At 64.4% G+C, this 24,287-nt stretch carries 26 protein-coding genes, 2 tRNA genes and 1 riboswitch; of the genes, 16 read left to right on the top strand and 12 right to left on the bottom strand.

Going from position 1 to position 24,287, the window contains the following annotated elements; all coding sequences use genetic code 11:
* Window positions 1–45: 45 nt before the first annotated feature.
* The 5 genes from rsmA to ACMI1Q_RS05880 all read left to right on the top strand — a co-directional run bounded on the left by rsmA (window position 46) and on the right by ACMI1Q_RS05880 (window position 5,615).
* On the top strand, window positions 46–909 hold the full coding sequence (gene rsmA, locus ACMI1Q_RS05900; protein ID WP_419503115.1) for a 16S rRNA (adenine(1518)-N(6)/adenine(1519)-N(6))-dimethyltransferase RsmA: 864 nt from the start codon (window positions 46–48) through the stop codon (window positions 907–909).
* Window positions 910–991: 82 nt separating this feature from the next.
* A tRNA-Thr gene (locus ACMI1Q_RS05895) sits at window positions 992–1,067 on the top strand.
* A gap of 565 nt (window positions 1,068–1,632) precedes the next feature.
* Window positions 1,633–2,958, top strand: coding sequence for a hemolysin family protein (locus tag ACMI1Q_RS05890; protein ID WP_419503114.1), 1,326 nt, complete (start codon window positions 1,633–1,635; stop codon window positions 2,956–2,958).
* A 210-nt stretch (window positions 2,959–3,168) separates the two neighbouring features.
* Window positions 3,169–3,945, top strand: coding sequence for a hypothetical protein (locus ACMI1Q_RS05885; protein ID WP_419503113.1), 777 nt, complete (start codon window positions 3,169–3,171; stop codon window positions 3,943–3,945).
* Complete coding sequence (locus ACMI1Q_RS05880) at window positions 3,945–5,615, top strand: hypothetical protein (RefSeq protein ID WP_419503112.1); 1,671 nt, start codon at window positions 3,945–3,947, stop codon at window positions 5,613–5,615. The genes ACMI1Q_RS05885 and ACMI1Q_RS05880 overlap by 1 nt, the downstream gene beginning before the upstream one ends.
* Before the next feature lie 76 nt (window positions 5,616–5,691).
* Here ACMI1Q_RS05880 and ACMI1Q_RS05875 read toward each other — a convergent pair whose 3' ends face one another.
* Entirely contained in the window at window positions 5,692–5,823 is a 132-nt protein-coding gene (locus ACMI1Q_RS05875; RefSeq protein WP_330056579.1) for a hypothetical protein, read from the bottom strand.
* Between the two features lie 17 nt (window positions 5,824–5,840).
* Window positions 5,841–6,098: a hypothetical protein gene (locus ACMI1Q_RS05870; RefSeq protein WP_419503111.1), complete on the bottom strand. Its 258-nt coding sequence runs from the start codon at window positions 6,096–6,098 to the stop codon at window positions 5,841–5,843.
* A 3-nt stretch (window positions 6,099–6,101) separates the two neighbouring features.
* Here ACMI1Q_RS05870 and rsxC point away from each other — a divergent pair, with 3 nt between their 5' ends.
* From rsxC to ACMI1Q_RS05840, 6 genes are read left to right on the top strand one after another with little or no spacing between them, the layout of a single operon-like run.
* Entirely contained in the window at window positions 6,102–7,412 is a 1,311-nt protein-coding gene (gene rsxC, locus ACMI1Q_RS05865) for an electron transport complex subunit RsxC (protein ID WP_419503110.1), read from the top strand.
* Between the two features lies 1 nt (window position 7,413).
* Complete coding sequence (locus tag ACMI1Q_RS05860) at window positions 7,414–8,412, top strand: RnfABCDGE type electron transport complex subunit D (protein ID WP_417025621.1); 999 nt, start codon at window positions 7,414–7,416, stop codon at window positions 8,410–8,412.
* Window positions 8,409–9,572: an FMN-binding protein gene (locus tag ACMI1Q_RS05855; RefSeq protein WP_419503109.1), complete on the top strand. Its 1,164-nt coding sequence runs from the start codon at window positions 8,409–8,411 to the stop codon at window positions 9,570–9,572. Before ACMI1Q_RS05860 ends, ACMI1Q_RS05855 begins: the two co-directional genes overlap by 4 nt.
* Window positions 9,573–9,592: 20 nt before the next feature.
* Entirely contained in the window at window positions 9,593–10,261 is a 669-nt protein-coding gene (locus ACMI1Q_RS05850; protein WP_330056572.1) for an electron transport complex subunit E, read from the top strand.
* The gene (locus ACMI1Q_RS05845) at window positions 10,261–10,878 is read left to right on the top strand and encodes an electron transport complex protein RnfA (protein WP_330056570.1); all 618 of its coding nucleotides are present in this window, start codon (window positions 10,261–10,263) and stop codon (window positions 10,876–10,878) included. The genes ACMI1Q_RS05850 and ACMI1Q_RS05845 overlap by 1 nt, the downstream gene beginning before the upstream one ends.
* 13 nt (window positions 10,879–10,891) lie before the next feature.
* Entirely contained in the window at window positions 10,892–11,680 is a 789-nt protein-coding gene (locus tag ACMI1Q_RS05840; protein WP_419503108.1) for an RnfABCDGE type electron transport complex subunit B, read from the top strand.
* A 92-nt stretch (window positions 11,681–11,772) separates the two neighbouring features.
* Here ACMI1Q_RS05840 and ACMI1Q_RS05835 read toward each other — a convergent pair whose 3' ends face one another.
* The gene (locus ACMI1Q_RS05835; RefSeq protein WP_419503107.1) at window positions 11,773–13,143 is read right to left on the bottom strand and encodes a citrate/2-methylcitrate synthase; all 1,371 of its coding nucleotides are present in this window, start codon (window positions 13,141–13,143) and stop codon (window positions 11,773–11,775) included.
* A 231-nt stretch (window positions 13,144–13,374) separates the two neighbouring features.
* On the opposite strand from ACMI1Q_RS05835, the gene ACMI1Q_RS05830 reads away from it, so the two are divergent.
* The 3 genes from ACMI1Q_RS05830 (at window position 13,375) to ACMI1Q_RS05820 (ending at window position 14,507) form a co-directional block, all read left to right on the top strand.
* Window positions 13,375–13,460 (top strand) — tRNA-Tyr (locus ACMI1Q_RS05830).
* A gap of 406 nt (window positions 13,461–13,866) precedes the next feature.
* On the top strand, window positions 13,867–14,244 hold the full coding sequence (locus ACMI1Q_RS05825; RefSeq protein ID WP_177521871.1) for an MmcQ/YjbR family DNA-binding protein: 378 nt from the start codon (window positions 13,867–13,869) through the stop codon (window positions 14,242–14,244).
* Window positions 14,245–14,324: 80 nt separating this feature from the next.
* Window positions 14,325–14,507: a hypothetical protein gene (locus ACMI1Q_RS05820; protein ID WP_394980964.1), complete on the top strand. Its 183-nt coding sequence runs from the start codon at window positions 14,325–14,327 to the stop codon at window positions 14,505–14,507.
* Window positions 14,508–14,525: 18 nt separating this feature from the next.
* Here the strand turns inward: ACMI1Q_RS05820 and ACMI1Q_RS05815 are convergent, their stop codons facing one another.
* On the bottom strand, window positions 14,526–14,981 hold the full coding sequence (locus ACMI1Q_RS05815; protein WP_419503106.1) for a helix-turn-helix transcriptional regulator: 456 nt from the start codon (window positions 14,979–14,981) through the stop codon (window positions 14,526–14,528).
* Here ACMI1Q_RS05815 and ACMI1Q_RS05810 point away from each other — a divergent pair.
* The gene (locus ACMI1Q_RS05810; protein WP_419503105.1) at window positions 14,953–16,011 is read left to right on the top strand and encodes a hypothetical protein; all 1,059 of its coding nucleotides are present in this window, start codon (window positions 14,953–14,955) and stop codon (window positions 16,009–16,011) included. The genes ACMI1Q_RS05815 and ACMI1Q_RS05810 overlap by 29 nt on opposite strands.
* A gap of 48 nt (window positions 16,012–16,059) precedes the next feature.
* Here ACMI1Q_RS05810 and ACMI1Q_RS05805 read toward each other — a convergent pair whose 3' ends face one another.
* From ACMI1Q_RS05805 to ACMI1Q_RS05770, 8 genes are all read right to left on the bottom strand, one after another.
* On the bottom strand, window positions 16,060–16,728 hold the full coding sequence (locus ACMI1Q_RS05805) for an ATP-binding protein (protein ID WP_419503104.1): 669 nt from the start codon (window positions 16,726–16,728) through the stop codon (window positions 16,060–16,062).
* Window positions 16,725–17,585 (bottom strand): cobyric acid synthase, encoded by an 861-nt coding sequence (locus tag ACMI1Q_RS05800; protein WP_330056500.1) that lies wholly within the window; start codon window positions 17,583–17,585, stop codon window positions 16,725–16,727. The genes ACMI1Q_RS05805 and ACMI1Q_RS05800 overlap by 4 nt, the downstream gene beginning before the upstream one ends.
* Before the next feature lie 6 nt (window positions 17,586–17,591).
* Window positions 17,592–18,119, bottom strand: coding sequence for an ATP--cob(I)alamin adenosyltransferase (locus ACMI1Q_RS05795; protein WP_330056498.1), 528 nt, complete (start codon window positions 18,117–18,119; stop codon window positions 17,592–17,594).
* A complete protein-coding gene (locus ACMI1Q_RS05790; protein ID WP_419503155.1) occupies window positions 18,116–18,880 on the bottom strand; it encodes an ABC transporter ATP-binding protein in 765 nt (254 codons plus the stop codon). The genes ACMI1Q_RS05795 and ACMI1Q_RS05790 overlap by 4 nt, the downstream gene beginning before the upstream one ends.
* A gap of 2 nt (window positions 18,881–18,882) precedes the next feature.
* Window positions 18,883–19,890 (bottom strand): FecCD family ABC transporter permease, encoded by a 1,008-nt coding sequence (locus ACMI1Q_RS05785; protein WP_419503103.1) that lies wholly within the window; start codon window positions 19,888–19,890, stop codon window positions 18,883–18,885.
* 22 nt (window positions 19,891–19,912) lie between these two features.
* A complete protein-coding gene (locus ACMI1Q_RS05780; RefSeq protein ID WP_419503102.1) occupies window positions 19,913–20,884 on the bottom strand; it encodes an ABC transporter substrate-binding protein in 972 nt (323 codons plus the stop codon).
* 76 nt (window positions 20,885–20,960) lie between these two features.
* Window positions 20,961–21,095: riboswitch (adenosylcobalamin (AdoCbl) riboswitch) on the bottom strand.
* Between the two features lie 169 nt (window positions 21,096–21,264).
* Window positions 21,265–22,002, bottom strand: a complete 738-nt coding sequence (nagB, locus tag ACMI1Q_RS05775) for a glucosamine-6-phosphate deaminase (protein ID WP_177521704.1) — start codon at window positions 22,000–22,002, stop codon at window positions 21,265–21,267.
* Between the two features lie 140 nt (window positions 22,003–22,142).
* A complete protein-coding gene (locus ACMI1Q_RS05770; protein WP_419503101.1) occupies window positions 22,143–22,943 on the bottom strand; it encodes a helix-turn-helix transcriptional regulator in 801 nt (266 codons plus the stop codon).
* Window positions 22,944–23,056: 113 nt separating this feature from the next.
* Between ACMI1Q_RS05770 and ACMI1Q_RS05765 the strand changes: the two genes are divergently transcribed.
* Window positions 23,057–24,169: an ABC transporter ATP-binding protein gene (locus ACMI1Q_RS05765; protein ID WP_419503100.1), complete on the top strand. Its 1,113-nt coding sequence runs from the start codon at window positions 23,057–23,059 to the stop codon at window positions 24,167–24,169.
* Window positions 24,170–24,287: the final 118 nt, after the last annotated feature.

Raw genomic sequence — 24,287 nt, 5'->3', positions numbered from 1 at the left:
GCCCGCGGGGCGCTGCCCTGATTTTTTCAGAAAGGCAGGCTTTTTATGCCCAACCTCACCGACCTTTCCACCATCCGCGACCTGTGCGCGCGGCATGACTTTGCCCTCTCCAAGGGCTTTGGCCAGAACTTCATCGTCAATCCCGGCGTCTGCCCCAAGATCGTGGAGGCCGCCGGCATCGACGAAAACTGGGGCGTGCTGGAGATCGGCCCCGGCATCGGCGTGCTCACCAAAGAGCTGGCCCTGCGGGCCAAAAAGGTGGTGGCGGTGGAGGTGGACAAGCGCCTGCCCCCTCTGCTGGAGGAAACGCTGGCGGAATTTGACAATGTGGAAATTGTGCTTCAGGATATACTGAAAGTAGACATTGCGGCCCTCATCCAAGAGAAATTCCCCGGCATGCCGGTGGCGGTGTGCGCCAACCTGCCCTACTACATCACCAGCCCCATCCTGATGCGCCTGCTGGAGGAAAAGCTGCCCATCCGCCACATCACGGTGATGGTGCAGAAGGAGGCGGCCCAGCGCATCACCGCCGCCCCGGGCAGCCGGGAGGCGGGGGCCATCAGCTACGCGGTGGCCTACTACGCAAAGCCGCGCCTTCTGTTCAGCGTGCAGGCGGGCAGCTTCTATCCGCCGCCCAAGGTCACCAGCGCGGTGATCCAGCTGGAAGTGCGCCAGAGCCCCGCGGTGGAAACGGCGGACGAGGCGGGCTTTTTCCGGCTCATCCGGGCGGCTTTCAGCCAGCGGCGCAAAACGGCGGCCAACTCGGTCAGCGGCGCGCTGGGCATCCCCAAGGCCGCGGTGATGTCGGCGCTGGAGGCGGCGGGCCTGCCCGCCACGGCCCGGCCGGAGCAGCTGACCCTGGAGGATTTCAGCCGCCTGCAGCGGCAGCTGGCCGCCGCCGAAGCCTGAGCGGGGCGGGCCAAAAAGCCCTTGCCCCACAGGGCAAGTTTTGTTATAATGTGCTTACGGCGCTTTCAAAGCGCCGTTTTGGGCCGGCATAGCACAGCTGGTAGTGCAGCTGATTTGTAATCAGCAGGTCGGGGGTTCGAATCCGTCTGCCGGCTCCACGTCGCCGCAAGCTGTATATCGCTTGCGGCGACTTTTTTTGCAAAAGTCACCGCGCGCTCATTCCGCTGCGGCTCCTTCTCCCCACGAAACTTTGCTTGCGCAAACTTTCGCGGGGGCCCCGGCCGCCCTGTGGGCGGCCATGTGGGGCGGCGTATCGCTTGCGGCGAGCTTTTTTGTTTCACAAAAAGCTCATCGCGCGCTTACTCTGCTGCTCCTCGTTTCCCCACGGAACTTTGCTTCGCAAATTTCCGCGGGGGCCCCCGCCGCCGGGGGGGGGGCGGCAAAGCGCAAGCGGCGCACCACCTGCGGCGGCTTTCTGCTTCGTGTTCCGCCCGCTTCTTGACAGAGGCGGGCGGATATGCTATGCTGATTCACAAATCATACGAAAGGAAAGCGTGACGCACAAAACCATGGACGACGGCGACAGTACCGAAGGAGAAAATCCTCCTTTGCCGCACATACAAAGCTTTATCGGACATAGCCTGTGCCTGCGAGAGTAGGCGCCGGGCTGTGTCCGTTTGCGTTTAAAAACAGTGCTTTCAGTTCTCAAGGAGGAACGTTGCTTTGGAAAATTCCCTTGCTCTCATGCTCTTGCTTCAGGCGGCCCTCATCGGCCTCAACGCCGTGTTCGCCTGCGCCGAGATCGCCGTCATCTCCATGAATGACACCCGCCTGGCGCGCCTGGCCGCCTCCGGCGACAAGCGGGCCGCCCGCCTTGCCCGCCTCACCAGCCAGCCCGCCCGTTTTTTGGCCACCATCCAGGTGGCCATCACCCTGTCCGGCTTTCTGGGCAGCGCCTTCGCGGCCGAAAACTTCTCCGACGGGCTGGTCGCCTGGCTCTTGAGCCTGGGCGTGCCGGTGCCCGCCGCCACGCTGGACGCAGTGGCCGTGGTGCTCATCACGCTGGTGCTCTCCTACTTCACGCTGGTCTTTGGCGAGCTGGTGCCCAAGCGGCTGGCCATGCGCAAGGCCGAGCCCCTGGCCCTGGGCATGTCCGCCCTGCTGTGCACCATCGCCCAAGCCTTCGCGCCCATCGTCTGGCTGCTCACCGCCTCCACCAACGGCGTGCTGCGCCTGCTGGGGGTGGACCCCAATGCCCACGAGGAGACCGTCAGCGAGGAGGAGATCCGCATGATGGTGGACGAGGGCAGCGAAAAGGGCGTCATCGACCGCGCCGAAAAGGAGTTCATCCAGAACGTGTTCGAGTTCGACGACCGCACCGCCGGCGAGATCGCCACCCACCGCACCGAGGTGCAGCTGCTCTGGACGGAGGACGGGCAGGCGGAATGGGAGCGCACCATCCGCGCCGGCCGCCACTCCCGCTATCCCGTGTGCGAGGGCAGCGCCGACAATGTGATGGGCGTGCTGGACGTGCGGGACTACCTCTGCCTGGAGGACAAAAGCCGCGCCGCCGTGATGGAAAAGGCGGTGCGCCCGGCGTATTTCGTGCCGGAGTGCGTGCGGGCGGACGTGCTGTTCCGCAACATGAAGCGCACCGGCGAGCCCATGGCCGTGGTGCTGGACGAATACGGCGGCTTTGAGGGCATCGTGACCATGAACGACCTGCTGGAACAGCTGGTGGGCGAGCTGGACGGCGACGGCGGCGAGGAGGCCGCCCCGGTGCAGCAGGTGAGCCCCGGCATCTGGCGGGTGCGGGGCGACGCGCCCCTCACTGAGGTGGCCGCCGCGCTGGACATGCCGCTGCCCTGCGATGAGTTCGACACCTTCAACGGGCTGGTGCTCAGCGCCCTGGGCTCCATCCCGCCGGACGGCGCCGCCGCCGAGGTGAACACGGCGGGGCTGGAGATACGGGAGGCGGAGTTCCGCTCCCATCAGGTCAAGACCGCGCTGGTGCGGCCCGTGCCCGCCGCGCCCCAACAGGAAGAATGAGCATGCGCCGCCGTCCCTTAAAGGACGGCGGCTTTTTTTGCCGGTGAGGGCTTTCCAAAGGGAAAAGCCTGTATTATAATGGGATAAAATGCAGGCGAAAGCCGAATTTTTTTGCGGAAAAAAGGGAAAAGGGGAAGGAACATGGAAGAGACCTTGAATGCGGCAGCCCTGCCGCAGCCGAAGAAAAAACCGGGGTTTTGGAAAACGTTTGTGGAGACTCTCAAGTCCAGCCTTGCGCCCACGGCCGTCATGGCGGTGCTGTGGCTGGCGCTCAGCTGGCTGCGGGCGGCGGGCATCCAGTGGGCCATTCTGTGGCCGCTGAACTTTCTCACCGGCGCGCTGGCCGGCATGGAGGGCAGCGCGCTGGGCGGCGCCATCGGCAAGGCCATCCTGCTGATCTGCTTCAACAGCCTGTTCCGCGGGCTGCTGATGCGCCGCAAGTGGGACGGCCGCCGCCGCGACAACGTGAAGGACGAGCTGAAGGCCCAGACCAAGGCCCAGCTGTTTGGCCGCATCCCTCAGTATTCCAACCTCAAACTGCTCTGGAAGGACCGCTCCCCCCGCATGCTGGCGGCGGGCCTTTTGGGCGGCGCGGCGGCGCTGGCGGCCTATCCCTTCCTCACCGGCGACGGCAGCGCCGTGAACAGCATGGTCTGCGTGGCGCTGTTTTTGAGCATCGGCGGCCAGATCGCCCGCCAGCGGGGCCTGCTCATCACCCTGCTCAACCTGCTGCTGGCCAAAAAGGCCCTGCGCACGGTGAACCGCGGCTTCATCGACCGCATCTTCGCCGGCTTTGCGGTGGGCATGGCGGCGGCGGTGCCCGTCTCCTGCACCAAAAACCTTGAGGCGGCGTTCGTCTGGCCGCTGCTGGCCTGGGGCCTGCCCATCCTGCTGGCGGCGCTGGGGGTGTTCTGCCTCCTGCTGCCCTGGCTGAAGGCGGCGAAAGCGAAGAAGGCTGCCACCAACGGCGGGGAGGCGCAGGGCTGATGAAAAAGAAACTCATCCGGCGGGCGCTGGCTCTGGCCGGGGCGGCTTCGCTGTGCCTTTTGTGCGCTTCGCCGGCGTTCGCGGAGGAGACCCAGTGGGAATATCTGGAGCAGATACGCTTCGGCCCCCAGGGAAACAGCGCCGCGGGCCATGTGCAAACGGTCCTGAGCGGGCCGGACGTGGGGGAGGACGGCTTTGTGACCCTGACGAAAGGGGAAACCTATTCCTTTACCTGCGATATGACCTTCCAGGTGCCCCGCTCTACTATGCAGTACTCCTCATGGGGGATCGTGGCCCGCACGGACCTGTTGGATCAGGAACGGGTGTACGAAGGCAGAGAAGGCCAGCAGGACGCGGTGCATGAGGAGTTTTTGGTCCTGGGGACCGACGGAAAAAAAGTCACCGTGGCCCGACCGGTGCCCGCTTCCAAGGGCTCTCTGCGGGTGACCTTTACCGACCTGGCGCTGAACAGGAACGCCCGCATCGAAGCGGGGGAGGACCCCACGGAGATATGGCCGGATCTTACCGGCAGCGCGGAGATGGAACTGCACTGCACCATTGAGGCTGTGGCCACCCTGCCGCTGCCCCAGGTGGAGCGGGCGGACGGGGAATGGCAGTTTGAGACCCGGAAAGCGGCGCAGGAATACATCGACGCGGTGTGGCAGGCGCTGGAAGACCCGGATAGCCAGCTTGCCAGCCCCCAGGAAGCGGTGCTCCGCGCTTCCTACCGGGGCGATATCCCGGTCTACACGGTCAACGTCTGGGCCGGCGATACCCGGCTGGACTGCCAGATGGTCTGGCCCGGCGCGGGCAGCGGCAACCGCATGACCGCCGTCTGGGAGCTGGCGGGTGAGACCCACACGGTAAAAGGGCTGGAGGACACGCCCCTGCGGCTGGCGTTCTCGGCGGTGCCGGTGGGCTCCGACGCTGTTTCCACCGGCATCCCGGTGCGGGAAGGCGCCGACGCCGCCAAGCGGGTGGCGGCCACCACCGCCGGCGCGGCGGCGCTGGGCCTTGGCGGCGGCGCGGTGCTGAACGGGCTGTCCACCGCGCTGGAGAACACCCCCTTCGCAAAGCGACGGGAGGACTTTGAGGACCCGGACCTCCCGGAGGAGACCCCCGGCCTGGAAGGGGAGGACACCCCTTCCGTTTCGGTCAGCTTCTACCGGCCCTTCGACGATATGGTGAACACCAAGGGCGCGGCGGTGGACATCCACCTCACCGTGAACGGCGGCGAGGGCCTGCGCTGGCACTATGTTCCCACCGCCATCTGCCCCGAGGGGCTCAAAGCGGTGGTGCCCGCGGTGGTGGGCGGGTCCCACGAAGCCACGCTGGTGCTGAACCTCACCGGCGCGAAGATGAAAAAGCCCCACATCCCCGTGTTCGTCACGGTGGTGGCCTGGGCCTTTGACGAGGGCGGGCGGCTGCTCAAGACCACCGGCACCCTGGAACTGCAGCTCCACCGCCCCGGCCTTGAGGCCGAGCGCACGGCGGAGGGCGGGCTGAAAGTCACCCTCTACACCGACGGCAACCTGGACGGCGTGGCCGAAAAGGTGGTGCTGAGGCCGGAGCAGTACACCTGCGCCGAAGAGGCGAACGGCGCGCTGACCGTCACGGCGAAGAAGCCCTACAAGGGCAGCTGCCGCCTGGAGGCGGAGGAAAAAGCGTGAGCCGACCGGCCGCCGAAACAGAACAAAAAGGGACCTGCCGCGAAAGCGGCAGGTCCCTTTGCGCTGAATGCCGGGATCAGAACAGTTCGTCCTCGTCGGTGTCGTACACCGGGATGTAATCGGGCCGGGTCTCCCGCAGCAGGGCCAGGCCGAAGATCACGGCCCCGGCGGCCAGCAAAAGCATCACCAGTTTGCCAAGCAGTTTCATGAAACGCGACCTCCTTTTTATCGAAAGCGGGCGATGGCCGCCCGCCGCTTGAGCGCAATTCTCTTGTTACATAGTATACCACATTCACGGCGGTTTGTGCAAACAGTTTTTGCGGCCTGCCCAAAGGCAGAAAATGGGGCGGGACGCGCTGTGAAATCATACAAGGAACGGTTGACTTGATAGAGAAAAATGCTAAAATAAAAATAATGGGCATTTTGCATCCGCCAGCCGGGCGGCGCGGTGCCCGAGACCAACAGAAATGGGGGATCGTTCAACTTATGTTGAAAAAGCTAAAGCGCGCGGCGCTGGGCGCCCGCGTCCCGCATGAGAAGGGAACTGCCGGGATGGAAACGGTCAAAATGCCCGTTCCCACCAAGGTGGTCCTTCCCATGCAGCAGCACATCGGCGCGCCCTGCACGCCGGTGGTGAAGAAGGGGGACACCGTTCAGGTGGGCACCCTGGTCGGCCAGGCCGGCGGCTTCGTCAGCGCAAACATCTACTCCGGCGTTTCCGGCACTGTGACCGGGGTGGACAACGTTCGTCTGTCCAACGGCAGCTTCTGCCCGGCGGTGACCATCCAGCCGGACGGCGAGCAGACCGTTGACCCGGCGGTGAAACCGCCCGTCGTGACCGACAAGGAAAGCCTGCTCGCTGCGGTGCAGGCCTGCGGCCTTGTGGGCCTGGGCGGCGCCGGCTTCCCCACCGCGGTGAAGCTGAGCCCCAAGACCCCGGTGGACACCCTGGTCATCAACGGCGCCGAGTGCGAGCCGTACCTGACCGCCGACGCCCGGGAGTTTTTGGAGAACAGCGAGACCGTGATGAGCGGCATCGAGGCCGTGATGAAGTATCTGGACATCAAGAAGTGCTTCATCGGCATCGAGCGCAACAAGCCCGAGTGCATCGACCTGATGTGCAGCCTGGCCAAGGGCGTGGCCGGCGTGGAGGTCAAGCCTCTGCCCAGCCGTTATCCCCAGGGCGCTGAGAAGGTGCTCATCGAGTCCGTCACCGGCCGCGAGGTGCCTCAGGGCGGCCTGCCCGCCGACGCGGGCGTGATCGTGCTGAACGTCACCACCGTGTCCACCATCGGCAAGTATCTGGCCACCGGCATGCCGCTGGTCACCCGCCGCATGACTGTGGACGGCGACGCGGTCAAGGAGCCCAAGAACGTGGAAGTCATCGTGGGCACCCCCCTGCAGGAGGTGCTGGATTTCTGCGGCGTGAAAGAGGGCGTGACCGTTGGCAAGGTGATCATGGGCGGCCCCATGATGGGCGTTGCCGTGGCCGATCTTGCCACCCCGGTGCTCAAGCAGAACAACGGCCTGCTGGTGTTCAGCGAGGCGAAGGCCACCCTGCCCGCGCCCCAGCCCTGCATCCGCTGCGGCCGCTGCATCGACGCCTGCCCCATGGGCCTGGAGCCTGTGCTCATCGCCGGCGCCTTCAACAAGAAGGATGCCGCCGCCCTGGACAAGCTGTGCATCGACCTGTGCATGCTGTGCGGCAGCTGCAGCTATGTCTGCCCCGCCAAGCGGCCTGTCACCCAGACCATGAGCCTGGCCAAGGATTTTGCCAAGAAGGAGGCGAGCAAGTAATATGGAAAACCGTCTGAACGTTACTGCCTCCCCGCATATCCAGGATAACTCCAGCACCCGCAAGCTGATGCTGAACGTCATCATTGCCCTGCTTCCCTGCGTGGTGGCCAGCACCATCATCTTCGGCGCCCGCACCCTTCTGGTGGTGGGCGTCACCGTGGCGGCCAGCGTGCTGTTCGAGTATCTGTATTGCCATCTGATGAAGAAGCCCAACCCGGTGGGAGATCTCTCCGCCGTGGTCACCGGCATGATCCTGGCGCTGAACATGCCGGTCACCATGCCCCTGTGGATCGCCATCGTGGGCGCCTTCATCGCCATCGTGCTGATGAAGCAGCTGTTTGGCGGCATCGGCATGAACTTTGCCAACCCCGCCCTGGTGGCCCGCATCGTGCTGTTCACCGGCTTTGCCAGCCGCATGACCGCCTTTGTGAACCCGCCCAAGGCTGCCCGCACCCTGCAGATCATGGGCGTGGACGGCGCTTCCAGCGCCACCCCCCTGCAGGTGGAAGGCGGCGTGGGCAAGTACCCGCTGATGGACTTGTTCATGGGCGTGCACGGCGGCGTCATGGGCGAGACCTGCGCCCTGGCCATCCTGATCGGCCTGGCCTGGCTGCTCGTCACCCGCACCATCACCGCCACCATCCCTGTTGCCTATGTGGGCAGCTACGCTGTGTTCAGCTTCCTGCTCAACGTGGGTGAGCTGGGCGCTGCCGACGCCGGCATGCTGGTGCTGCACGAAGTGCTGGCCGGCGGCCTGCTGTTCGGCGCGGTCTTCATGGCCACCGACTATGTCACCAGCCCCTTCACCCTGAAGGGCAAGATCGTGTTTGGCATCGGCCTGGGCCTGATCACCTTCGGCATCCGGGCTTTCGGCAACATGGCCGAGGGCGTGTCCTACGCCATTCTGCTCATGAACCTGTTCGTGCCCTACATCAACGATCTGACCCGGCAGGTGCCCCTGGGCTATAAAAAACACAAGAAAGGGGCGGAAAAGGCATGAAAGGCAACACCTGGAACAATATCGTAAAACCCATCGTGGTGCTGGGCGCCATCTGCCTGGTGGCGAGCGCGGCTCTGGCCGCTGTCAACGAAGTGACGGCTCCCATCATCAAGGCGCAGGAAGAAGCCGCCGCCAACGAGGCGTACTTCGCCGTGCTGCCCGAGGCCGACGGCTTTGAGGCGGTCACCGATTACCAGACCAGCAACATCCAGGCCGTGATGAAGGCCACCAACGGCGCCGGCTGGGCCATCCAGGCCTACGGCAAGGGCTTCGGCGGCGACGTGCCCGTGATCGTGGGCTTCGACGCGAACGGCACCATCGTAGGCATCCAGTTCCTGGCCAACTCCGAGACTTCCGGCTACGGCCAGAAGCTGGTGGACGGCAGTGAAGACGGTATCAACTTCACCCAGCAGTTCATCGGCATGAGCGAGGCGCCCGAGGTGGGCGCCAACATCGACGCCATCTCCGGCGCCACCGTTTCCTCCAAGGCCGCCGCCTCCGCTGTGACCAGCGCCATGAACTGCTTCAACGAAGTGGCTCTAGGCCAGGCCGCCGTGGTGGACGAGGGCCCCGTGACCCTCAGCCCCGAGGAAGTGCGCGCCATGCTGGCGCCGAACGCCACCTCCATGACCCAGATCGACACCCCCGAAGGCCTGACCGAGGCCTGGCAGGGCGACGACGGCAGCTATGTGCTGTACGCCGAGGACAAGGGCTGGGAGTACGCCACCAGCCCCATGACCATCGCTGTGGGCTTTGACGCCAATGGCGTCATCACCGGCGTGTGGGTGGACGCTTCCACCCAGACCGCCGGCATCGGCGACGTGGCCGCCGGCGAGGACTACCTGAGCCAGTACACCGGCATCGCCAATGAGGCCGGCCTGGACGGTGTGGACACCGTGGCCGGTTCCACCCAGTCCACCGTGGGCGTGAAGAAGGCCGTGCGCAAGTGCGTGCAGGCCATCGCCCTGCTGAACCCGAACGCCGGCACCGGCGAAACCGCTGCCAGTGACGCCGCCAGCGTGCCTGCCGACAGCGCTGCAAGCAGCGCCGCCACCACCGGCGAAGCTGCCAGCGTGCCCGCCGACAGCAGCGCCAGCAGCGCTTCCACCACCAGCGAAGCCGCCAGCGTGCCCGCTGCCAGCGCGTCCAGCGCATCTTGAGAGAGGAGGCTGTTTGAATCATGGGTAAACTGAAAATTCTTACCGACGGCCTCGTGAAGGAAAACCCGGTGCTCCGCCTTGTGCTGGGCACCTGCCCCACGCTGGCCCTGACCACGGCGGTGTCCAATGCCTTCGGCATGGGCTTTGCGGCCACCTTTGTGCTGGTTTGCTCCAACATCGCCATCTCTGCTTTGCGCAAGGTGATCCCCGGCCAGGTGCGCCTGCCGGCTTACATCACCGTCATCGCCACCTTCGTGACCATCGTGCAGAACCTGGTCAAGGCTTACTTCCCTGACCTGGACGCCGCCCTGGGCGTGTATCTGCCCCTGATCGTGGTGAACTGCATCATCCTGGGCCGTGCCGAGATGTTCGCCTCCAAGAACGGCGTGGTGGATTCCGCGCTGGACGGCGTGGGCATGGGCCTGGGCTTCACCCTGGCTCTGCTGCTCATGAGCACCATCCGTGAGGTGCTGGGCGCCGGCACCTGGTACGGCATCCAGATCATCCCCGAGAGCATCGACCGCTTCACCTTCATGACCAGCCCTGCCGGCGGCTTCTTCACCTTCGGTCTGCTGATGGCGCTGGTGGTCTTCATCGAGACCAAGCTGGGCGACCGGAGAAAGCGCAGCGTGGGCTGCGAGGGCTGCCCCTCCAAGGGCGCCTGTGGCGCGAAAGGGGGCTGTGAATAATGGCTTTGGCTGCTATTTTCTTCACCATGATTTTGGTGAACAACTACGTTCTGGTGCAGTTTTTGGGCATCTGCCCCTTCCTGGGCGTGTCTAAAAAGCTGGACTCCGCCTTCGGCATGAGCTGCGCCGTTATCTTCGTCATGGCGCTGGCCACTGCGGTGACCTGGCCCATCCAGACCTACCTGCTGACCCCGGTGAACGCCGACGGCACCCTCAAATGGGATCTGGGCTACCTGCAGACCATCGTCTTTATCCTGGTCATTGCGGTGCTGGTGCAGCTGGTGGAGGTCATCATGAAGAAATTCATGCCTCCCCTGCACAAGGCCCTGGGCGTTTACCTGCCCCTGATCACCACCAACTGCGCCGTGCTGGGCGTTACCGTGCTGAACATCGACAACGGCTACAACTTTGCCGAGAGCATGGTGTGCGCCGTGGGCGCGGGCGTCGGCTTCATGCTGGCCATGGTGATGTTCAGCGGCGTGCGCAAGCGCCTGGAGGACGCTCAGCCCCCCAAGTGCTTTGAAGGCCTGCCCATCACCCTGGTGGCCGCCTCGGTGGCTGCTTTGAGCTTTGGCGGCTTCGGCGGCATCGTCGAGAACATCTTTGGTACTGTGTGAGGAGGCGGCTGAGATGAACATTGCACTTGCTATTGCCATCGTTACTGTGGCCGGCCTTCTGGGCTCTGTGATCCTGGTGCTGGCCGCCAAGTTCATGGCTGTGGAGGAGGACCCCCGCATCGGCGAAGTGACCTCCTGCCTGCCCGGCGCCAACTGCGGCGCCTGCGGCTACGCCGGTTGCGCCGACTACGCCAAGGCCATTGTGGAAGGCGGCGCGCCTGTGAATAAGTGCGTGCCCGGCGGCGCCAAGGCTGCCGCCGACGTGGCCGCCGTCATGGGCGTGGAGGCCGGCGCCACCGCCGCTGTGCGCGCCACCGTGCGCTGCCAGGGCAAGCCCGGCGTCTGCACCCAGATCTTCGATTACCACGGCGTTTCCAGCTGCGCCGCCGCCGCCGCTCTGTACGGCGGCCCCAAGGCCTGTGCCTACGGGTGCCTTGGCCTGGGCGACTGCGTCAAGGCCTGCAAGTTCGACGCCATCCATGTGGTGGACGGCATCGCCCATGTGGACCCCGAGAAGTGCACCGGCTGCGGCGCCTGCGCTGCCGCCTGCCCCAAGAGCGTCATCGAGATGGCGTCCGACATGGAGGAAAAGCCCCTGGTGCTGTGCCACAACACCGAGAAGGGCCCCGTGGTCATGAAGGAGTGCCAGACCGGCTGCATCGGCTGCATGAAGTGCCAGAAGACCTGCCCCAGCGAGGCCATCAAGGTCACCAACTTCCTGGCCAGCATCGACTACTCCAAGTGCACCGGCTGCGGCCAGTGCGTGGAAGTCTGCCCCAAGCAGGTCATCGTGCGCGCCTGAGGCCTGGGCTGAAAGCAGAATAAAAGGACCCGCCCCGGAACTTCCGAGGCGGGTCCTTTTTTGCGTTTTGGTCAAAGGGCAGGGGAGAGAGCTCAGCCGCGCTCGGCCATGGGCACATACTCCCGATGGGGCTGCACCGCCATGTAGGCCGGGCGGATGATCTTGCCCATGTTGATGAGCTCCTCCATGCGGTGGGCGCTCCAGCCCGCCACGCGGGCGATGGCGAAGATGGGGGTGAACAGTTCGGTGGGCAGGCCCAGCATGCGGTAAACGAAGCCGCTGTAGAAGTCTACGTTGGCGGAAACGCCCTTGTAGATTTTGCGCTTTTCGCTGATGACCTGGGGCGCAAGGCGCTCCACGGCGGAGTAGAGGGCGTATTCCTCGTGCATGTGCTTTTCTTCCGAGAGCTGCTCCACAAAGCCCCGCAGCAGGGTGGCGCGGGGGTCGCTGATGGAGTAGACCGCGTGGCCCATGCCGTAGATGAGGCCGCTCTTGTCGAAGCGCTGGCCCTCCAGGCAGCCGGTCAGATAGGCGCGGATCTCGTCCTCGTCGGTCCAGTCCTTCACGCTGGCCTTCAGGTCCTCGAACATCTGCACCACCTTGATGTTGGCGCCGCCGTGGCGGGGGCCCTTCAGGCTGGCCAGCGCGGCGGCCATGCAGCTGTAAGTGTCGGTGCCGGAGCTGGTGACCACATGGGTGGTGAAGGTGGAGTTGTTGCCGCCGCCGTGCTCCGCGTGCAGCACAAGGCACAGGTCCAGAATGTGGGCCTCCAGCGTGGTGTACTGGCCGTCCGGCCGCAGCAGGGTGAGGATGTTCTCCGCGGTGGACAGGTCCGGCCGCGGGGTGTGGATGTAAAGGCTGTTGCCGTTCTTGTAGTGGTTGTAGGCCTGATAGGCGTACACCGAGATGAGCGGGAAGATGGCAATAAGGTCGATGCACTGGCGCACCACGTTGGGCAGGCTGATGTCGTCCGGCTTGTCGTCGTAGCTGGCCATGGTCAGCACACAGCGGGCCAGGGTGTTCATCATGTCGCTGCTGGGGGCCTTGAGAATGACATCCCGCACAAAGTTGGTGGGCAGGCTGCGGTAGAAGGCCAGCTGTTCGTTGAAGGACTTCAGCTGCTCCGCGGTGGGCAGCTGGCCGAACATCAGAAGATAGGCCGTCTCCTCAAAGCCGAAGCGCTTGTCCTGGATGAAGCCGCCGGTGAGTTTTTCCACCGGGTAGCCGCGGTAGTACAGTTCGCCCTCGCAGGGCACCTTTTTGCCGTCCACCACCTTGCTGCTGATGATCTCGCTGATCTCGGTCAGGCCGGCAAGCACGCCGGTGCCGTCCAGGTCGCGCAGGCCGCGCTTGACATTGTAGCGCACATAGTCCTCTTTGTTGATCTGGTTGTTGGAAAGACACACCGCCGCCAGCGCCTCCAGTTCGGGGGTGATGCGGGAGTAATCCGAAAACTCCGCCATGATAAACGCCTCCTTTTCCCCGCGGCATCCGCCGCATTTTTGCGTTCAAAAAATAATACTTTATTTTGTTATTATACCACAGAATGACCCCTGAGGTGTGACGAATTTTTGAACGCACCGCCCAGCCTTTGCCGCGCGAGAAAAAAGTGGCGGAAAAATGAAAAAAACGCTTGCATTTTTCTTGCCCTCTTGCTATAATAGATAAGCACTCGATTGAGCGCGGAAACATGTGGGAGTGTTCCCGAGCGGCCAATGGGGGCAGACTGTAAATCTGTTGCATAATTGCTTCGGTGGTTCGAATCCACCCGCTCCCACCAGTTCGTCGCAAGCGTCGCATCGCTTGCGACGAATTTTTTTTACAAAAAATTCATCGCGCGCTTGCACTGCTGCTCCTCACTTCCCCACGAAATTTTGCTGCGCAAATTTTCGCGGGGACCTCTTTTGCCGCACCCCGGCAGGGGGTTTTTGCTTGTGGCATGAGCGGGTGAGATGAGAACAGCACGTCCCGGCCCGGGGGCCGGAGAAAAACAGCCCGGTGGGCTGTTTTTCAGTGCGCGGCTCGCGAATCCACCCGCTCCCACCAAAAGCGACCGACATTGTCGGTCGCTTTTTCTTTGTTGTGAGGCCGGCTTTTGACATTTTCGGATGACACCGTATCATCGCTTGCGGCACCTTTGTATGCGTGTTATACTCTGGATAACCTGAGAACTGGAAGTGACGTCAGTGAACCGTGCGGAATTGGAGCGCTTTATCCTCGAAAATTACAATGCGGAGCCGGATTTCCCTTGGATGAAATACCCCAAGTACGAAGTGTTTCGTCACAGCAACAGCAAAAAGTGGTTTGCGCTTATTATGGATGTACCCAAAAGCAAGCTTGGGCTGCAAGAACCAGGTATGTTGGATGTGGCGAATTTTAAGTGCGATGCGCTTTTGATAGGCTCGCTGCGGTGTGAGGCTGGCTTTTTCCCGGCATATCACATGAATAAGGACAGTTGGATCACGGTCGCCCTGGATGGCAGTGTGCCGGATGACAAAATCAAAATGCTGCTGAATGGAAGCTACGACGCAACAGCATCAAAGCCGACCCGCAAGAGACAGTAGTGTGGCAGACATGATCGGCTGTTGAAAGAATAAAAACGAGCGCAAGAGAACAGCGCAGGTGCATGAAAGCAGGTGAAACAATGGAAGGTGGGTTGGATCCCAGCACTGGGAAGCAGCTGGAAGGGCTGGAAAAGGAACAGATGATCGGCATGCCGCTGCTGGAAGTGGCCAGAGGACAGGCAGAACTGGAGGCGGACAACGTTCAAAAAATGATGCAGGCCCTTGCCGGGGCCGTGCCCCGGGAGAAAAAGAAGGAGCCGTAAGTCGATACGGCTCCTTGTTCATGTTCGCTTTGGTTCCTGAGCCGCGGGATGGAGCAGCCGCTCCGCCCGCTCGCTGTAACACAGGGGCTGGTCCCGATACTTTTTGGGCGACACCCCCACCGCCTTTTTGAACAGGCGGGAAAAATAATAGGGGTCGCCAAAGCCCACCCGCTGAGCGATCTCGCCGATGCTGTGGTCGGTGGCTTTCAGCAGCTTGCAGGCCTCTTCCACCTTCAGGCGGGAGAAAAATTCCAGCGGCGCGCGCCCGGTGTGGGCCACAAAGATCTGGTGCAGATAGCTCTTGGAGAGCCCCACCTCCTCCGCCAGTTCGTCCAGGGTCATCGCCCGGCCCAGGTTGCGGTACATGCAGCGGATGGCCTGGGTGAGGTATCGGTTCTGCGCCCCCTTGCCGGTGTAGCTGCGGCAGCGGTCCACCGGGCGGCTGGTGAGCCGAAAGCTGTTCTGCTGGGGCAACCAGCTCGCCTCCGACCACTGGCAGGAGTTCCTGACCCAAAAGGCGGGCCGGTATGTGGAGATACAGGCGGGCCTCGCCAAGACCCAGTATGGCTGCCTGCCCATGCCGCCCCACAGTGAGTGGGAGTGGGTGGAGCAGTACGGCCCGGTGCAGCTGGACCCCGCCCTGCTGGCGGATACCCACCGCCGCCGGTACGAAGCCATTGAAGACCAGCTGGCCGCCGAGGGCGCCGTCGAAGCAATGGAGCGGCTTTTGAAAGACACCGCCTCCATGGCCCGCCGCAAGGCCCGGCTGGTGCGCCCCGGCTCCGCCGCCGGCGCGCTGGCCCGGCGGGGGGAAGCCAGCGCCCATCTGGAATTCTGCTGCGAGGACCAGAGCGGCAAAGACTGGGCCGCCTTTCTGGAGAGCGGCGTGCTTCACTGCCCCGCCCCTGACCAGCGCCCGGACTGCTTCTTGGCGGACGAGGCGAGCCTGCGTCAGCTGAAGGCCACCGTGGAGGGCTGCAACCGGGGCAACTGGTACGCCCATTATCAGCTGGGGGTGCGCCTGGTGCAGAACGGGGAGTACGACGCGGCGGAAAAGCAGCTGCTGGCCTCGCTGGAACTGGCGGAAAATCCCTGGGCCTATCACGCCCTGGCCTGCCTTGAATACCGGCGGGACAACGCCGCCCGGTGCGCGGCGTGCATCGAAAAGGGCGCGGCCCTGCGCCGGGAGGACCTCTCCTATCAAAAGAGCGCCTTCAAGCTGCTCAGCACCGCCGAGGCCTGGCCCGCGATGCTGCGCCTTTACGAGAGCCTGCCCGAAGAGCTGCGGGCCAACAGCTACCTGACCATCCACTACGCCATCGCCCTGCACCGCACCGGCCGCAGCGAAGAGGCCTTCGCCCTCATCGCCGACCCGGCCTCCTTCGTGCTGGAGGACATCCGCGAGGGCGAGGACCTGCCGGCCCGGCTGTGGACCGAGGTCACTGCCGCCCTGGGCCAGCCCCGCCCGGTGCCCTATGAATACAACTTCCGCGCCTACGTCTGAAACAAAAGCAGCGCCCCCTCTGCTGAGGGGGCGCTGCTTTTCTCTTGTTCAGCGGGCGGCCAGCGGGGCCAACGCGTAGCCGTCCACCAGCTGGGCGGGACCCACGGCCACCGGGACGGGCCGGGCGAAGATGGGCCCTTCGGGCACAAAGGTGTGGTATTCGCCGTTCTCGCCGCAGGGGTCCGCCCCCCGCCGCGCCATCTCGTCCAGAAGTTCCTCGGTCAGGGGCTGCCCGGCAAAATCAGCGGGCAGGCGGCGGGTGTCTACCACCGTGACGATGGGCTTGAAACCGCTGGCAAGGCACTCCTTCACCAGCCCCAGGCGCTCCTCCTGCCAGAGGGGGAAGCAGGCCTCCAGACCCGCGGCCCGGCAGCGCTCGCTGCACCAGTCCAGGTGGCCCTGGATGTCGATGTCGCCAAAAACGCAGGCCCTGGCGCCCAGGGCTTTTTCTCTGGCCAGCGCTGCCTCAAAGGCTGCGGCGTACTCCGGGCCGGTGGTGCGGATGAGCCGCACCGGCGCGCCCACCGACCGCTCCACCTCCGCCAGCACCTCGGCGGGGATGCCGTGGAACCAGGAGCGGCCCCGGTCCACGTTGTAGGTGATGAGCAGGGCCTGCAGCTTCATGCCGCTTTGCACAGCGCGGTGGATGGCAAGGGCGCTGTCCTTGCCGCCGCTGTAGGAGGCAACAAAGGGCAGCCCCGGCAAAAGCTTGTTCATCCGGCCCCTCCTTCCAGAATTTTCATCAGTGCGTCCATGTCCAGGGCTTTTTCCAGCGCGTCGGCCAGCAGGTCGAACTGGGCGGCCTGAAAGTCCTCGGCGCTCATGCCCTCGGGCACAAGGACGGCCAGTTTTTCCCGGGTGAGGGCCGCCGCGCCGGGCAGAGCGTCCTCGTCCTCCAGCCGCAGGTCCAGATGGGGCACAACGCCCAGCACCGGCACGCCGCAAATTTCTTCCAGCATCCGCCGCCCCTCGCCGAAGGAGGCGGCGTCGCCGTAAAAGTCGTTGACGATGAGCCCCTTCACCAGCGCCCGCTCTTCCGGGGCCAGCAGGGCCAGCGTGCCGTAGAGCGCCGCGAAGGCCCCGCCCCGGCAGATGTCCGCCGCCAGCAGCACCGGGCAGCGGGCGTAAAGGGCAAAGTCCATGTTCACGATGTCGCCGGCCCGCAGGTTCAGCTCCACCGGGCTGCCCGCGCCCTCGGCCACCACCACTTCAAAGCGGGCCGCCAGCCGGTCGTAGGCCCGGCGGGCCGCTTCGCGGCAGGCCTTGCGGTCAAAGCGGGGCGCGGCCGCGCCGTCCACCACCGCCTCGCAGCCGTCGTGGCGGGGGATGAGCAGCACCGGGTTCATGTCCGGTTCGGGGGAAAGGCCGCAGGCCGCCGCCGTGATGGCCTGACTGCGGGCCATCCGCCGCCCGTCGGGCAGAAGATGGGCGTTGTCGGAGATGTTCTGGGCCTTGAAGGGGGCCGCCCGCAGCCCTCGCCGGCGCAAAAGCCGGCAAAGGCCGATGACCAGCGTGCTCTTGCCCACGCCGGAGGCGGTGCCCAGCACCATCAGGGTCTTGGCTCTCTGTTCCATGGCGCGTTACCGTGCGGGGTAGTTGCGGCTGACGTAGGGCGCTTCCTCCACCCCTTCCGCCTCGTTGAGGTGGAGGGCCAGATAGAAGAAGTAGCCCGAGAGCAGGTTCGCCAGGTCCAGCAGGCGGTCGGGCACCTCATGGCCCTTTTCCACCCAGCGGTAGATGAGGCGCACCAGCTGCTTGCCCTGCACCCGCAGAAGGTGGGCCGTGCAGGCGGCCTCGCACCCCTGGGTCAGCACGAACAGCTTGCAGCGCCCGGCGCAGCGCTCCTTCCAGCCGGAGGCCAGCTCCAGCAGGCGGGCGCACTCCTCCTCGGTGACGGTGAGGCGGGTGCGCAGGGTGGGGTTCATGTGGTAGATGAGCTCGCACACCCACAAAAGCTCCGCCTTCAGGGCCTCATCCTTCACCTGGGCCCGCAGCAGGCCGGTGCGGCTGGCCATCTCGTCGGTGAGCAGTTCAAAATCGCAGCGCAGGTCCTCGCCCGCGTCGCACAAAAAGGGATAAGCCTCGTAAGGGCTTCGGTACAGGCTCATTCCAGTTCCTCCCATCGTTGCAGCGAGCGGCGCATGTAGCCGCCCACGTCCATCTGATACACCCGGTTCAGCGCTGCCGGGTCAAATTCCGCCGCCGGGCCGAAATACCGGGCCCGGCCCTCCTCCATCAAAAGGAAGAGGTTCGCCAGGTCCAGCGCCAGATTCACGTCGTGGAGCACTCCAACAACGCACCGGCTCTCCCCGGCGGCCCAGGCCTTCAGCTCCTGCACCAGCTCCACCTGGTATTTCAGGTCCAGGTGGTTGGTGGGTTCGTCCAGCAGGATGACCCGGGGCTGCTGGGCAAAGGTGCGGGCCAGGAACACCCGCTGCAGCTGCCCGCCCGAAAGCTCGGTCACCTGCCGGTCGCGCAGGTCGGCCACGCCGGTGCGCTCCATGCACTCCAGGGCGATGGCTCTGTCCTCCGGCCCCGGGCCGGAAAAAGCGCCGCCGGTCTGGTGGGCGTAGCGCCCCATCAGCACCGTTTCATAGACAGTATAGGAAAAATACACGCTGCTGATCTGGCTCAGCAGGGCCACGGTCCGGGCCAGCTGCCGCCGGTCCATGGCGGCAAGGTCCCGGCCTTCCGCCGTCACCTTGCCCTCGTGGGGCAGAAGGCCCGCCAGCGCCCGCAGCAGCGTGGTCTTGCCGCAGCCGTTGGGCCCCAGGATGCACAGCCGCCCCCCGGCGGGCACTTCGAAGGAGAGGTCCTTCACCACCGGCGCGCCGCCGTAGCCGCAGGTGAGATGTTCCACCTTGAGCATGGTCACTGCCGCCTCCTTCGCCCGGAAAAATAGACATAGATGAAAAAGGGTGCGCCGATGAGCGCCGTGATGGAGCCGATGGGAATTTCCCGCGGGGGCACCAGCGTGCGGGCCGCCAGGTCGCACAGCACCATGAAGGCCCCGCCGAACAGGGCCGCCGCCGGGATGACCCGCCGGTGGGCCGCGCCGAAGAACCGCCGCACCACATGGGGGGCGATGAGGTCCACAAAGCCGATGATGCCCACAAAGGCGGTGGCGGTGCCGGTGAGCACCGCGATGGCCACCAGCAGCAGCCACTTCATCCGCCGCAGGGCAACGCCCATGGCCTGGGCCTGCTCCTCCCCGAAGGTCATCACGTCCATCTCGCGGGAAAAGCGCAGAAAGAACAGGGTGCAGAGCAGGGTCACCGGGGCCAGCACCGCCACCTGGCTCCACTCCTTGGAGGAAAAGCTGCCCAGCGTCCACAGGCTGATCTGCTGGGCATAGAGGGGCGACAGGGTGGAAAGCAGGTTCATGATGGCGTTCAGAAACAGCGAGACCACCATGCCGGTGAGCACGATGGTGGTGTTGGAAAGGCTGCGGTCCAGCCGGATGGCAAAGCCCACCACCAGCACCACGGTGACCAGCGCGAAGCAGAGGCTCACCGTGGGCAGCAGAAAGGCCCCCAGAAGGCCGGAGGACACCCCGGCCACGATGACCAGCGCCGCGCCCAGGCCCGCCCCGGCGGAAACGCCCAGCCCGAAGGGGGAGGCCAGGGGATTGCGCAGCACCGACTGCATCACCGTGCCGCTCACCGCCAGCCCCGCCCCGGTGAGAAAGGCCATCAGCACCCGGGGCAGCCGCATGTTGAACACGAGGCTGGGGTAGACCGGGTCGATGCTTTCCGGCAGGGCTGTGCCGAAGAAAAAGTGGGCCAGGATGGCGCACACTTCATCGGGGGGAATAAAGACGCTGCCGACCCCGACGCCCAGAATGAGGGCGGCGAGGGCGGCAGCAGCGAGCACGGCCATTTTTGCCGCTGTTTTCATGGCCTTATTCCGCGCTGAACAGCTCGGGATAGACGGCCTTGGCCATCTGGTCCAGCGCCTTCACGATGTTCTGGTTGGACAGGGAAGAGGCCATGTTGTCGATGTAGAACACCTGCTCGTTCTGCACGGCGCTCATGCCTTCCCAGCCGCTGCGGCCCAGAATTTCGGCCACGGGGTCCTCGATGTAGTTCACGTTGGTGAGGATGACGTCCGGGTCGGCGGCCACGATGGTCTCGGCCTCCACCGGCAGCCAGCCCTGCTGGTCGGCCAGCACGTTCTCGGCGCCGATGAGCTCGATTATCTCGTTCAGGAACACGCCGCTGCCGAAGCTGTACATGCTGGGGGCGGCGCTGATCTCAAAGTAGACGCTCTTCTTGTCGGTCACGGTGGCGCCGATGGCGGCGATGCGGTCCAGCTCGGCCTGCATGTCCACGATCAGGGCGTCGCCCTCGGCGCTCTTGCCCATGGCGGCGGCGATGAAGGCGATGTCCTCCTGGATGGCGGCGATGCTGTCGGCGGTGGGCACGCACAGCACGCACACGCCCATGTCCATCAGCTGCTGATAGGGATTGGTCTGGTCATACAGGGTCATGTTGGAAACGAACAGCACGTCCGGCTTCAGGGCCGCCAGCTGCTCCATGTCCGGCTGCATCATGTCGAAGGTGGGCACGCCCTCGGGCAGGCCCTCCAGGCCCACGCTCTGGGCGTCGTAGCCCACGATAAGGTCGCCGCAGCCCAGGGCCACCAGCGCCTCGGCAATGGACGGGGCCAGCACCACCACGGAGCCGATCTCGTCGGGGATGGTCACATCGGCGCCGCTGGGGTCAGTGGTGGGCTTTTCGGCGGCAGGGGCCGAAACGGAAGAGGACGGGGCGGAAGCGGACACGGACGCGGAGCCGGAAGCCGGCTGGGCGGCGCAGCCCGCGGCGCTGGCGGCCAGGGCCAGCGCCAGGATGAGACTGAGAAGCTTTTTCATGGATTTACCTCCTGATTTTCCGGCAAAAAACAAATCACCCTTCCACACACGAAAGGGTGACGTTTGCCAAAAAAGAAAACAGTGCAATTCATCCATCGTGAAGTGTACCAGAGCAGACTCAGCGATCCGACTTAGCGCGCCGTGCGGCGCGCATCACGGTGGCGGGACCGTGCGGGATTCTCACCCGGCTTCTCTGAATAAATGTCTGCCCCTTTTATGCGAAAGTGTCATTCGTTTTTGCTCTCGGTTTGTCATGCGGGCAAAAGCGGCCCGCATGTGCTTTCATTATAAGAAGGATGGGCCCGCAAGTCAAGGGAAGGGCAGGGCGCAAAAAAGCCGCCGCTGTTCTGTCACAGCGGCGGCACGGGTCAAAAGAGATATCAGCCCTTGTAGCCCACGGCGTCGGCCAGTTCCTGGTCGATGACCACATACACGTTTTCGTGCATCTTCAGCATGGTGCTGGGGTTGTGGGTGGTGATGGCGTCGTCCATCACAAGGCCGCGGATGGCGTCGGTCTTGGCCAGGCCGGTGGCGATGAGCACCACGCACTTGGCGGCCAGGATGTCGCCCATGCCCATGGTGATGGCGGTGGTGGGCACATCCTCCTTCTTCTCAAAGAAGCGGGAGTTGGCCTGGATGGTGCTCTCGGTCAGCTTTTCGATGTGGGCGGTGGCGTGCAGCACGTCCGCCGCCTCGTTGAAGGCGATGTGGCCGTTGTTGCCGATGCCCAGAAGCTGCAGGTCGGCAACGCCGCCCTCCCGCACCTTGGCCTCCAGCGCGGCGGCGTTGGCCTCGGGGTCGCCCATGCCCTGGGCAACGTAGGTGTTGGCCTTGTCGATGTTGATGTGGTCGAACAGGTTGGTGTTCATGAAGTAGCGGTAGCTCTGGTCATGGGTCTCGGGGATGCCGCAGTATTCGTCCAGGTTCACCGTGCGCACCTTGGAGAAATCCACCTTGCCGGCCTTGTTGGCCTCGATGAGCTTTTTGTACATGGGCACGGGGGTGCCGCCGGTGGCAAGGCCCAGCTTGCAGTCGGGCTTTTCGTTCACCAGCTTGCAGATCATGTCGGCCACATAGGCGCAGCTCTCATCATAGCTCTTGGTCACGACGACGTTCATGGTAAGCACTCCGTTCTTTGCAAATTTTTCTGCCGCTGCCCGGGGCCCTGCCCGCGGCCGCGCGGCGTCTCTATCCTAATCATAGCGGCTGCGGCCCCAAAAGGAAAGCCCCGAAAGGCTTTATTTTTTGCACTTCGCTCTCACACATACAGCTCCTTCTCCAGCGGCAGGGGCTGGCCCAGCGCCTCGTCCGCCGCCGCGGCGGCCCGGAAGGCGGCGGGCGTCTGGCCGGTGGCCTTCTTGAACACCCGGCACAGGTAGTTCGCGCCGGAAAAACCGCACAGGCTCGCCACCACCTCCAGGGGGTATTCCCGCCTTGCCAGCAGCAGCTTGGCCGCCTCCAGCCGCACCCCGGTGAGGTACTGCCCGGGCGTGACCCCCATGGCCGCCTTGAAGGCGCGCACCAGATGGCTCTTGCTCACCCCCAGCGCCTCGCTCAGCTCCTCCACGCCGTACAGCCCGGCGTAGTGCTCCCGGATCTGGGCCGCCGCTTCGGCCACCAGCGGCGGCAGGGCCGCGCCCGCCGCGTCCGCCCCGGCCAGCTCGCACAAAAGCCGGTAGCACAGCTCGCTCTGCAGCGGCCGCCCGGCCTGGGCCAGCGCCGCCACCAGCCCCGCCGCCCCCGGGCAGCTTGCCCCGGCGGCGAACATGGGCTGTTCCAGCCCTTCCAGGAACAAGCCGGCGGCCAGCCCGCCCAGGCGCACCGCCAGCAGATGGCAGCTCTCGGCAGGCACAAGGCGCACCGGCCCCGCCGCCACCAGCAGGCTGCCCGCCCCGGCCAGCCGGGCCTCGTCGCCGTCCAGGGCGCACCGCCCGCTGGACAGCACCCCCGCCCAAAGGCCCCCGCCCTCGAGGGTCAAAGGCAGGCCGAACTGCTCGTCCGCCACTTCCTCCAGCCGCGCCACCCGTTCGCAGTCGAAAATCAATTTCCAACACCACACATCAATAAAATGCTATTTCAATCCCCAAAAAGTCTGATATTATTATAATAGATGGAAAATGTGGGGTCAACCACATCAACAAATGAATAATCAAAGAAAGGGAGTTTGCGCCAATGGCAAGCATCAGCTTACAGCACATCTACAAGATCTATCCCGGCGACGTGACCGCCGTCAAGGACTTCAACCTGGAGATCGCGGACAAGGAGTTCATCATCCTGGTCGGCCCCTCCGGCTGCGGCAAGTCCACCACCCTGCGCATGATCGCCGGTCTGGAAGAGATCAGCAAGGGCGAGCTGTACATCGGCGACCGCCTGGTGAACGACGTTCCCCCGAAGGACCGCGATATCGCCATGGTGTTCCAGAACTACGCTCTGTATCCCCACATGACCGTGTACAAGAACATGGCCTTTGGTCTGGAGCTGCGCAAGACCCCGAAGGACGAGATCGACAAGCGCGTGCGTGAGGCCGCCAAGGTCCTGGACATCGAGCACCTGCTGGACCGCAAGCCCAAGGCTCTGTCCGGTGGTCAGCGTCAGCGTGTGGCCCTGGGCCGCGCCATGGTCCGCAACCCGGCCGTGTTCCTGCTGGACGAGCCTCTGTCCAACCTGGACGCCAAGCTCCGCACCAGCATGCGCACCGAGATCATCAAGCTGCATCAGAAGCTGGCCACCACCTTCATCTACGTCACCCATGACCAGACCGAGGCCATGACCATGGGCGACCGCATCGTGGTCATGAAGGACGGCATCATCCAGCAGGTCGACACCCCGCAGCACCTGTACGATCTGCCCTGCAACATGTTCGTTGCGGGCTTCATCGGCAGCCCCCAGATGAACTTCCTGGACGCCACCCTGAACAAGGACGGCGAGACCTACTGGATCGACCTGAGCGGCGACAAGATCGTTCTGCCCGCCGAGAAGACCGCCGACGGCAAGCTGGACGCCTATGTGGGCAAGGCCGTGAAGGCCGGTGTGCGCCCCGAGGACATCAAGGACGACGAGGAGTTCGTGGCCAAGCACAGCGGCTGCAAGCTCACCGCCACCGTGGAAGTCAGCGAGCTGATGGGCAGCGAGATTTACCTGTATCTGGACTACAAGGGCAACAAGCTCACCGCCCGCGTGGCCCCCACCTCCAAGGCGAAGAACGGCAACGAAGTGGTCGTTGCCTTCGACCCCCACAAGGTGCACCTGTTCGACCCCGAGACCGAGGTCACCATCCTGAACTGAGCAAATTCAGAACAGCAAAGCGCCGGGCAAACGCCCGGCGCTTTTTCCTTGTCTGGCGAAAAGAAAAACAGGCGGCAGGCCGTGAGGTCTGCCGCCATATTTTGTATAAACTTGCAGA

The organism is Candidatus Allofournierella excrementavium, assembly GCF_048526665.1.
GTDB lineage: Bacteria > Bacillota > Clostridia > Oscillospirales > Ruminococcaceae > Allofournierella_A > Allofournierella_A excrementavium.
The sequence above is the reverse complement of the archived record's forward strand: the minus strand, read 5'-3'. Positions and strand labels throughout refer to the sequence as shown.

Bases quoted from the DNA above. Each gene is read 5' to 3' on its own strand.
- nagB (WP_177521704.1), bottom strand. From the start codon at position 22,002: ATGAACGTCGTCGTGACCAAGAGCTATGATGAGAGCTGCGCCTATGTG.
- ACMI1Q_RS05845 (WP_330056570.1), top strand. From the start codon at position 10,261: ATGGCTTTGGCTGCTATTTTCTTCACCATGATTTTGGTGAACAACTAC.
- ACMI1Q_RS05855 (WP_419503109.1), top strand. From the start codon at position 8,409: ATGAAAGGCAACACCTGGAACAATATCGTAAAACCCATCGTGGTGCTG.
- ACMI1Q_RS05880 (WP_419503112.1), top strand. From the start codon at position 3,945: ATGAAAAAGAAACTCATCCGGCGGGCGCTGGCTCTGGCCGGGGCGGCT.
- ACMI1Q_RS05795 (WP_330056498.1), bottom strand. From the start codon at position 18,119: ATGAGCCTGTACCGAAGCCCTTACGAGGCTTATCCCTTTTTGTGCGAC.
- ACMI1Q_RS05805 (WP_419503104.1), bottom strand. From the start codon at position 16,728: ATGAACAAGCTTTTGCCGGGGCTGCCCTTTGTTGCCTCCTACAGCGGC.
- ACMI1Q_RS05800 (WP_330056500.1), bottom strand. From the start codon at position 17,585: ATGGAACAGAGAGCCAAGACCCTGATGGTGCTGGGCACCGCCTCCGGC.
- ACMI1Q_RS05860 (WP_417025621.1), top strand. From the start codon at position 7,414: ATGGAAAACCGTCTGAACGTTACTGCCTCCCCGCATATCCAGGATAAC.
- ACMI1Q_RS05790 (WP_419503155.1), bottom strand. From the start codon at position 18,880: ATGCTCAAGGTGGAACATCTCACCTGCGGCTACGGCGGCGCGCCGGTG.
- ACMI1Q_RS05785 (WP_419503103.1), bottom strand. From the start codon at position 19,890: ATGGCCGTGCTCGCTGCTGCCGCCCTCGCCGCCCTCATTCTGGGCGTC.
- rsmA (WP_419503115.1), top strand. From the start codon at position 46: ATGCCCAACCTCACCGACCTTTCCACCATCCGCGACCTGTGCGCGCGG.
- ACMI1Q_RS05780 (WP_419503102.1), bottom strand. From the start codon at position 20,884: ATGAAAAAGCTTCTCAGTCTCATCCTGGCGCTGGCCCTGGCCGCCAGC.
- ACMI1Q_RS05820 (WP_394980964.1), top strand. From the start codon at position 14,325: ATGGAAGGTGGGTTGGATCCCAGCACTGGGAAGCAGCTGGAAGGGCTG.
- ACMI1Q_RS05875 (WP_330056579.1), bottom strand. From the start codon at position 5,823: ATGAAACTGCTTGGCAAACTGGTGATGCTTTTGCTGGCCGCCGGGGCC.
- ACMI1Q_RS05765 (WP_419503100.1), top strand. From the start codon at position 23,057: ATGGCAAGCATCAGCTTACAGCACATCTACAAGATCTATCCCGGCGAC.
- ACMI1Q_RS05835 (WP_419503107.1), bottom strand. From the start codon at position 13,143: ATGGCGGAGTTTTCGGATTACTCCCGCATCACCCCCGAACTGGAGGCG.
- ACMI1Q_RS05840 (WP_419503108.1), top strand. From the start codon at position 10,892: ATGAACATTGCACTTGCTATTGCCATCGTTACTGTGGCCGGCCTTCTG.
- rsxC (WP_419503110.1), top strand. From the start codon at position 6,102: ATGTTGAAAAAGCTAAAGCGCGCGGCGCTGGGCGCCCGCGTCCCGCAT.
- ACMI1Q_RS05850 (WP_330056572.1), top strand. From the start codon at position 9,593: ATGGGTAAACTGAAAATTCTTACCGACGGCCTCGTGAAGGAAAACCCG.